At 62.6% G+C, this 2,619-nt stretch carries 3 protein-coding genes; all 3 read left to right on the forward strand.

Going from position 1 to position 2,619, the window contains the following annotated elements; all coding sequences use genetic code 11:
• Positions 1-171: 171 nt before the first annotated feature.
• The 3 genes from EN984_RS30475 (at position 172) to EN984_RS30485 (ending at position 2,459) form a co-directional block, all read left to right on the forward strand.
• Complete coding sequence (locus EN984_RS30475) at positions 172-495, forward strand: hypothetical protein (RefSeq protein WP_127266916.1); 324 nt, start codon at positions 172-174, stop codon at positions 493-495.
• Positions 496-595: 100 nt separating this feature from the next.
• Positions 596-1,261 (forward strand): peptide-methionine (S)-S-oxide reductase MsrA, encoded by a 666-nt coding sequence (gene msrA, locus EN984_RS30480; RefSeq protein ID WP_127266917.1) that lies wholly within the window; start codon positions 596-598, stop codon positions 1,259-1,261.
• A 208-nt stretch (positions 1,262-1,469) separates the two neighbouring features.
• Complete coding sequence (locus EN984_RS30485; protein WP_127266918.1) at positions 1,470-2,459, forward strand: BMP family ABC transporter substrate-binding protein; 990 nt, start codon at positions 1,470-1,472, stop codon at positions 2,457-2,459.
• Positions 2,460-2,619: the final 160 nt, after the last annotated feature.

Genomic DNA, 2,619 nt, shown 5'->3' on the forward strand with positions numbered 1-2,619 from the left:
GCATAGCTGCCCTCACATGTCAATGAAAAGCCACCCGACCGACTGTCGTCCGGCCTTCTGTTGACCTGAGTTTGGAGTCTGCAAATTCGCGTATGGCGATTGCGATCCAGCCATGCGCATTCTATCTCTGAAAGGCCCCTCGGGAGGGGACCAGCCCGGAGGAGGGTTCTGATGTTTCGCTTCGTCTTTCGTCTTGCCGCAATGATCGCGCTGTCGATTTCCGTCATCATGGCGGTGCTCGACGCGACACGCACCGTGGCGGCCTCCGTGCTGGTGCTGACCCCGCTCAACACCAGTTGGCTGGCGGTCTCGCCCGACACGAGGGCCGCCTTCGAAACCTTCATCCGAACCAAGGCCAGCCCGCTGCTGTGGGACGGCGCCGTCGCCTGGGTGCTGAACCAGCCGGGCTTCGCCGTGTTCGCGGTGCTGGCTTTCCTGCTCTATGCGATAGGCTACAGGCGGCCGCCGCGTGCTGGGCAGTTCGCCGCCACCTAGAGCATCGGACCCAAAAGCGGTTGCCGGTTTTGGGAATCCGATGCTCAAACAAAGCCGCCGTCATGCGGCTTCTTGCGTTTCACCCGGAGAGGAGCCGCGCATGTTCTTTCTCAGCGACATGCTGAACAAGAAGCTCAATCTGCCGAAGCCCTCCCAGGCCCTGCCGGGCCGCGCCAGGGCGATCCCGACCGCATCCAGACACAAGGTCTTGAAAAGATCGCTCAAGGGTCCTTATCCCGAGAGGCTGGAGACGGCGATGTTCGGACTGGGCTGCTTCTGGGGTGCGGAGCGGCTGTTCTGGCAGATCGAAGGCGTCTGGGTCACCGCGGCTGGCTATGCCGGCGGCTTCACCCCCAATCCGACCTATCAGGAGACCTGCACCGGGCTTACCGGTCATGCCGAAGTGGTGCTGGTGGTCCATGACCCCGAGATCGTCTCCTATGCTGGGCTTCTGAAGCTGTTCTGGGAAAGCCACGACCCCACGCAGGGCATGCGCCAGGGCAATGATGTCGGCACCGCCTATCGCTCCGCGATCTACACGAGCGACGAGGCGCAATTGCGGGCGGCGAGCGCCTCGCGCGATGCGTATGAGACCTCGCTGCGCGGTGCCGGCCACGGCAGGATCACCACCGAGATCGCGCCGGCGGCCGAATTCTACTTCGCCGAAGCCGATCACCAGCAATATTTGGCGAAGAACCCTTACGGCACGTGCAACCTCAAAGGCACCGGCGTCGCTTGCGCCATCCCTGCCGCCGCCTCCGCCTGACACTTGGCGCAAGGACAAGCTGCGGTGCGGCTTGTCCGCACCAAGCTTTTCCAAAAGGTCAAAATTCCGCGTGAATTTTGTTTCGGGCCATGCCAGATTGCCGCCGAGCGGGAGGGAGTACACTCCTGGCTGACGTCGTATGCCTGCCGGAGAACCGGGCAGGCATGCGGTGCATAACGGAAAAAATAACCGACAGGGTGTGGATCACATGAAACGTATCGTTCTCGGCCTCCTGGCCGCAACCGCAATGGTTCTTCCGGCTTTCGCCGCGGATGTCCAGCCGGCCATCCTCTATGATCTCGGCGGCAAGTTCGACAAATCCTTCAACGAGGCTGCCTACAACGGCGCCGAGAAATTCAAGACGGAAACCGGCACGGCCTACGTCGAATTCGAGGTCTCCAATGCCTCGCAGCGTGAGCAGGCGCTGCGCCGCTTCGCCGAGGACGGCCGCAACCCGATCGTCATGGCCGGCTTTGCCTGGACGGACGCGCTGACCAAGGTCGCCGCCGAATATCCCGACCTGAACTTCGCCATCATCGACGACCAGGTCGATCTGCCGAACGTGCGGTCGCTGAAGTTCAAGGAACAGGAGGGCTCCTACCTCGTCGGCATCCTGGCGGCGATGGCCTCTAAGTCCAAGAAGGTCTCCTTCGTTGGCGGCATGGATATCCCTCTGATCCGCAAGTTCGAATGCGGCTATGTCGGCGGCGCCAAGTCGGCGGGTGCGACTGATGTCATCCAGAACATGACCGGCGACACGCCGGCTGCCTGGAACGATCCGGCCAAGGGTGGCGAGATCGCCAAGACGCAGATCGACCAGGGCTCCGACGTGATCTACGCCGCGGCAGGCGGCACCGGCGTCGGCGTGCTGCAGGCGGCGGCAGATGCCGGCAAGCTCGGCATCGGCGTCGATTCCAACCAGAACGGCCTGCAGCCGGGCAAGGTGCTGACCTCGATGCTGAAGCGCGTCGACGTCGCCGTCTACACCGCCTTCATGGACGGCAAGAACGGCACCTTCAAGGGCGGAGTCGAGAATCTGGGCCTCAAGGAAGGCGGCGTCGACTACGCCATGGACGACAACAACAAGGCGCTGGTGACGGACGAGATGAAGGCGGCCGTCGAAAAGGCCAAGGCCGACATCATTGCCGGCAAGACCGAAGTGCACGACTATACGGCTGACAACGCTTGCCCCTATTGAGCGGCACGAACACACAGACATGATCTGCAAACCGCCGGGCGCCAGCCCGGCGGTTTTGTCTTTACCGGATCGAGCGAAACGTTCGCTCCGTGCCGGCCACCGTTTCGGGATACAGATGCAGCCAAAGATCGCACCCATCGGCGAGCACGACGTAGCAGCG

Origin of the sequence: Mesorhizobium sp. M7A.F.Ca.CA.004.12.1.1 (assembly GCF_003997835.1) — a bacterium.
GTDB lineage: Bacteria > Pseudomonadota > Alphaproteobacteria > Rhizobiales > Rhizobiaceae > Mesorhizobium.

Excerpts from the sequence above, each read along its gene's own strand:
- EN984_RS30475 (WP_127266916.1), top strand. The coding sequence starts at position 172 with ATGTTTCGCTTCGTCTTTCGTCTTGCCGCAATGATCGCGCTGTCGATT.
- msrA (WP_127266917.1), top strand. The coding sequence starts at position 596 with ATGTTCTTTCTCAGCGACATGCTGAACAAGAAGCTCAATCTGCCGAAG.
- EN984_RS30485 (WP_127266918.1), top strand. The coding sequence starts at position 1,470 with ATGAAACGTATCGTTCTCGGCCTCCTGGCCGCAACCGCAATGGTTCTT.